The 5,566-nt window shown below is 26.4% G+C and carries 5 protein-coding genes and 2 pseudogenes; 4 read left to right on the top strand and 3 right to left on the bottom strand.

Features of this window, described 5'->3' with window-relative positions; all coding sequences use genetic code 11:
- Positions 1 to 748, top strand: a 748-nt coding sequence (locus KJQ99_RS08560) for a PDDEXK family nuclease (RefSeq protein WP_214150542.1), incomplete at its 5' end; no start/stop codon positions are given.
- 381 nt (positions 749 to 1,129) lie between these two features.
- Here KJQ99_RS08560 and KJQ99_RS11325 read toward each other — a convergent pair.
- From KJQ99_RS11325 to KJQ99_RS08550, 3 genes and pseudogenes are all read right to left on the bottom strand, one after another.
- Positions 1,130 to 1,747, bottom strand: a pseudogene (locus tag KJQ99_RS11325) (methyl-accepting chemotaxis protein); the annotation flags it as partial.
- A 240-nt stretch (positions 1,748 to 1,987) separates the two neighbouring features.
- Positions 1,988 to 2,731: pseudogene (locus KJQ99_RS11320) on the bottom strand (cache domain-containing protein); the annotation flags it as partial.
- A gap of 342 nt (positions 2,732 to 3,073) precedes the next feature.
- Complete coding sequence (locus tag KJQ99_RS08550) at positions 3,074 to 3,910, bottom strand: biotin synthase (protein ID WP_214150540.1); 837 nt, start codon at positions 3,908 to 3,910, stop codon at positions 3,074 to 3,076.
- A 53-nt stretch (positions 3,911 to 3,963) separates the two neighbouring features.
- Here KJQ99_RS08550 and bioD point away from each other — a divergent pair, with 53 nt between their 5' ends.
- From bioD to KJQ99_RS08535, 3 genes are all read left to right on the top strand, one after another.
- The gene (bioD, locus tag KJQ99_RS08545; protein ID WP_250325688.1) at positions 3,964 to 4,560 is read left to right on the top strand and encodes an ATP-dependent dethiobiotin synthetase BioD; all 597 of its coding nucleotides are present in this window, start codon (positions 3,964 to 3,966) and stop codon (positions 4,558 to 4,560) included.
- Between the two features lie 2 nt (positions 4,561 to 4,562).
- Positions 4,563 to 5,123 carry a LemA family protein gene (locus tag KJQ99_RS08540; RefSeq protein WP_250325687.1) on the top strand — a complete coding sequence of 187 codons (561 nt, stop codon included), beginning with the start codon at positions 4,563 to 4,565 and terminating at the stop codon, positions 5,121 to 5,123.
- On the top strand, positions 5,120 to 5,566 hold a 447-nt coding region (locus tag KJQ99_RS08535; protein WP_214150539.1), incomplete at its 3' end, for a hypothetical protein. The genes KJQ99_RS08540 and KJQ99_RS08535, both read left to right, overlap by 4 nt.

Here is a 5,566-nt window from a genome sequence, read left to right as displayed (position 1 = left end):
ATCTATTTATTTAATTTTTTTAAAAAATATTTTTCTTGATATATCAAAAGCAGGTAGTTATAACGAACAGGCTAAATTAGATAGTATAAGTGATAAATTAAGTGTTAAATATGATATGCAATCACTAAATCTTCCTTATAGTAGAAGAGTATTAGATGCAATAAATACAGATTTGTTTTTTGGCAATGATATTTTAATTAAAAATCAATATTTTGAAAACCATAAAGAATTGTTAAATTTTATCAATCTTCAAACTAAACATATTTTTGAAAAATATGGTATAAGGGTGAGCAATATATTTTTAATTATATTATCAGAATCAACAAATCAGAGTATAAAATCTTTAGCTGGAAGTAATTACGAACAAAGATGTTTAGAAATGTTAAAATATTATTTAATTATATTAAGTGATAAACCAACTCATGATATTAAAAATAATGCTGTAGAGTATGATATAGTAGCTAAAACCGAAAATGGATATAAAATAGGGTTTAGTATAAAAAGAACATTAAGGGAAAGGTATAAACAAAATTTGGAAAATGTTGATTTGTTAGAAGTGGATGCGATATGTGTTATAACACTTGGTAGTGATCTGACAGAACAAAAAATAAAAAATATTTTAGATTATAAAAATACATTTATAATAGTGGCTCAAGAATATTATGATTTATATAAGCACCATACTAATGTTATTTCATCTGCCAGTTTAAAGGAAATAAATAGTTTTATTAAAAATAATATAGTTTAAATATTAAAAAACCATGTTTCATACATGGTTTTTTAGTGTATTTTTAGCAACTCTTAGCTATTTCATAGCCACTTTTTAAGATTAGTTCTACATTCTTTATATTTTCTTCGCCTTTTGTGGTTAGATAATCTTCTAACACGATTTCAAATATAGCTTTACTAACCTTTGATTTAGATATTTTGTTAATTTTATTATAATGGTATTGTTTAAAATATATAAATATTTATTTTAAGTTGAGCTTTTTAGGCATTTAAAGCTTAGTGGAGTAAATGCCTTTAGCGGGGTATTTTTAGGTAAAAATGATTTAAAAATCTTTAATGATAAATATCACAATACCTTAAACTACCACGCTATTTTCGTTAGTGCTAGCAAATGATTTACTCAAGTTCTAAATTCATTTAGTTTTGAGTTTAATTTTTCTGTAATGTTACTAAGATGATTTGCTGCTCCTGCTATTTCTTCTACGCTTCTTGCGTTTTCGTGAGTTATTTTATTGATATTATTAACTCCTGATAATATATCATCCATAACCTTGCTAGTGTTTATATAATCATCTACGGTTTGATTTGAAATTCCTATTACATTATTCATAGCTTCATTCATATCGTTCATAGTTTTTTGAGTATTATCAGCTAATTTTGTCAGTTCCCCAATGCTTTTTGCATTTAGGCTCATTTGACCACTTGCATCTTCTATACCTTGTGTTATAACACTTATTGTTGCGTTAATTTCTACTAATGAATGCTGGGTTCTTTCTGCTAATTTTCTTACTTCATCAGCTACTACGGCAAACCCACGCCCATGCTCTCCTGCTCTTGCTGCTTCAATTGCAGCGTTTAGTGCAAGTAGATTAGTCTGGTCTGCTACATCATTTATCATTTCTAAAATAGATTTAACATTATCAGCATCTTGACTAAGTCTTACTATCTTATCTGATACTTCAGCTTCTAAATTCGCACTTTGCATAATTTTTGTATTTAATTCTGAAATAGATTTATTTACATCATTTATATATTTTAGAGCATTTACTAATTGGTTTTTACCATCTTCTGCAGCTTTAACTCCGATTGCTAGAGTAGAGTTTGCTCTATCTCCTTTATTAGCTACATCTCTTACTATCACAGAGCTTTGCTCAACACTTTGACCTGTATTTAAAGAACTTTGAGAAAGCTCATTTGCTACACTAGCATTTTCGCTACTTATATTTTTAGCATCTACTATTAATAATCTAACTTTTTCTATAAAATCATTAATGGCTTTACTTGTTGCTGCTATTTCATCTTTACCATTTATAGGAAGTTTTTGAGTTAAATCTCCATCTCCACTACTTAATTCAGTAGCTCTACTTGTAAGATAATTAAGTGGTTTAGAGATTTGAAATAATACAAAAAATATCAATATCGCAAGTATTATTATCCCAATAATCACTGCGTATGTTATGAATTTAATTCCAAATTCATTTATGTGAGAGTTCATATCGTCGTTGATTTTTTGTATTTCTTTCATTCCTTCATCTAAATCCACGGTGCAAGCATAGATAATTCCCATACCTATATCTTTTTGAGCGTATATTAATACATTTCTTTCTTTGTTAATCATAGAATCAAAAAACTTAGTTTTAACATATCCACCATCTGGGTTTGCTGATGATTTGATTAAATCTTGAATAAAGTATTTTCCATAAATATCTTTGTCATTTATATGATTTTTACCAACTCTTGCTTGAACATAATGAACTAGGTAGGTTCCATCTTCATCCATAGCAAAAAAATTCACTAATTTATTATGTAAATCCATATTGCTTAAGTATTTTATGGTGTTATTGTATGATACTTCTTTACTAATGCCTTTACTTTTTAAATCTAAATATAACTGGTCTGTCATATGATTTACACTATATACAACGCTTTGAGCAGTTTTTAAAGCATCGTCTAAGACTAATTTTTCAATAGATACATCAGTATCATCACTAATTGATTTCATCGCACTATTTGATAAATAAATCATACTAGAGCATAAAATCACTAAAGACACAGCAATTATAATTGCTAATTTTTGAGATATTTTCATTCTCATTCTCCTATTGATAATAATTTCTAAATTAAGCTCCGTATATTAGCATAAAATTTACTTTTTATTCTTAAGTCTTTAAATATCTATATAGCAATGCTTTAATATATGTCAATGGGGGGGGGTATCTTAAGTTGTAACAAATAAAATAAATATTAATTTAATAGTATTTTGAATTTTTTAAAAAAAATATAAAAATTTTTATATAAATTATTTATGGAATTTGGATTTAAAATTCAAATTCCATTAAAATTTTTAACAACTCTTAGCTATTTCATAGCCACTTTTTAAGATGAGTTCTACATCTTTATGTTTTTCTTCGCCTTTTGTAGTCAGATAATCTCCTAGCACGATAGCGTTTATCCCTGCTTCAAACATAGCTTTAAAATCATCTTTAAATGCAAATTCTCTACCACCTGCAGCCATTAGTCTTGTATTTGGTAGCTTTTCTTTTGCAAGTTTTATTATATTAATAGCTTCTTCTTTGGTGATTTCTTTAGCCTTGATTTTTAAAGCTTCATTTTTTATATAAAAATTAATTGGACTTGTGTGCGGCTTTAAAGTCGCAAGAGCGTCAAGTAATTCAGCTCTTTGCTCATCGCTTTCTCCTAAGCCAAAAATCCCACCACAGCAAATGCCAAGTCCAGCATTTATAGCGTTTTGATTAGTTTCATATCTTTCTTCATAAGTATGAGTTGTGCAGATATTTTTAAAATTGCTTTTGGCGGTTTCTAGGTTGTGATTATAACTATCTATTCCATGCTCTTTTAAAAATACTAAATCCTTATAACTAGCTCTTCCATTGCAGCCAATTAGGTGTAAATGTAAGCCACTTTCTTTAATAGCACTTGCTGCTCTTGCAATAAAATCTAGCTTTTTACTATCAATTCCACGACCAGAAGTAACAAGGCAAAATCCTAAAGCACCAGCTTCACTAGCTATTTTTGCTTCGTTTAAAATAGTATTAATATCCTTATAATCATATACATTAATATTTGTATTATAATGCTTACTTTGGGTGCAATACGCACAATCTTCGCTACAATTTCCACTTTTTACATTGCAAATTGAACATAAAAATATTTCTTTCATTTTATATCCTTTACTTGTTAAAATACAATTTATTCTAACTAAAAAGGATAAAAATGTATATATGTGGCATTCATACTGACGCTGGTAAAACTCATTTATGTGTTGCTTTGTGTAAAGCTTTTAATTATTCTTATTTTAAAATAGTTCAAGCAGGTTGTAATAAAGATAGCGATATTTTAAAGCGTTTTGTAAAGAATGTAAAAGTTCATAAAGAAGGGATATTTTTAAATACTCCTGCATCACCACACATAGCAAAAAAGCTTGATAATATTGAATATTCTATAAATGATTTAATCTTGCCTATTGATGATAAAATGATTATTGAATTAGCTGGGGGTCTTTTTTGTCCTATTGATGATAATTTAACTATGATTGATTTTATGAAAAAACATAAGCGTAAAGTGATTTTAGCTGCTAGGAATTATTTGGGTATGATAAATCATACGATTTTAAGTATAAAAGCATTGCAAGATAATGGTTTTGATATTGTTTGTGTTGTGATGATTGGCGAGATTGATACTAGACTTGATGAGTTTATTTATAATTATACGGGCGTAAATATAGCTCATTTAGAGTATTTTGATGAGTTTAATATAGATGAAAAGATACAAGAATTTAAAAATGAAATTGAAAAATATTTAAGGAGTTAGTTTTGGAAATAATTTATGTGATTTTGGCTATTTTGTTTTTAGTAATTATTATGGTTATTTTTACTTATAATTCTTTAATAGCAAGAAGAAATGATGTAAAAAATACTTATTCAAGTATTGATGTTGAACTTCAACAAAGATATGATTTAATACCTAATTTAATAGCTTCTATAAAAGCTTATTTTGAATACGAAAAAGATACTTTAGAAAATATTGTAAAACTTAGAGAAAATGCTATGTATTCAAATAATACTAAAGAAAAATTTACTTTAAATAACGAACTAAGCAAAGCTTTAGGGAATTTAAATATAAAACTTGAAAATTACCCTGATTTAAAGGCAAACTCAAGTGTTAATAATCTTTTAAATGCTTTAAAAGATTGTGAAGAGCAAATTAGTGCTGCTAGAAGAGCTTACAATTCAGCAGTTACAAGTTATAACAATTATTGCGAGAGTTTTCCAAATAATTTAATAGCTAACGCTTTTAATTTTATAAAAGCTGATTTTTATGAAGTAAAAGATGAAATTAAAAGCAATCCTAATGTAAAAGATTTATTTAAATGATTAAAACATTAAAACTTATTTTTATAGTTTTAGTTGTTTTTGCATTTTATAAATTATGTTTAGCAATAGATGATTATTATATTAGCAAGGATATGAATTTAATTCATTTTAGTCATTTTTTATATTTAGTGGTATCTTTAATATTACTTGCTTTATTAATTTATACTCTTAATCTTTTTTTATATGTATTGCCGTTTTTTTATAAACATAATTTTGTTTTGATTGAAGATAAGGAAAAATATAAAGATACATTAATAGCTTCTGATAGGGCATATATTTTTAATGCTTATAGAAAAAATGGTTTAGATATTTTGTTTTGTTCTTTTTTAAAAGTTGATAGTATAGGTATGTTTGATGTTAAGATTAAGTATTTAAGTATTGATTTTTTTGGAACTTATATAAGGGTTAAGAAGAAAATTCATAATAATTTTGGTATTTTTGCT

The organism is Campylobacter sp. 2018MI13, from assembly GCF_018501135.1.
Taxonomy (GTDB): domain Bacteria; phylum Campylobacterota; class Campylobacteria; order Campylobacterales; family Campylobacteraceae; genus Campylobacter_E.
The sequence above is the reverse complement of the archived record's forward strand: the minus strand, read 5'-3'. Positions and strand labels throughout refer to the sequence as shown.

What these genes read in the sequence shown, in the direction of transcription:
- KJQ99_RS08550 (WP_214150540.1), bottom strand. Translation starts at nt 3,910, where the DNA reads ATGAAAGAAATATTTTTATGTTCAATTTGCAATGTAAAAAGTGGAAAT.
- bioD (WP_250325688.1), top strand. Translation starts at nt 3,964, where the DNA reads ATGTATATATGTGGCATTCATACTGACGCTGGTAAAACTCATTTATGT.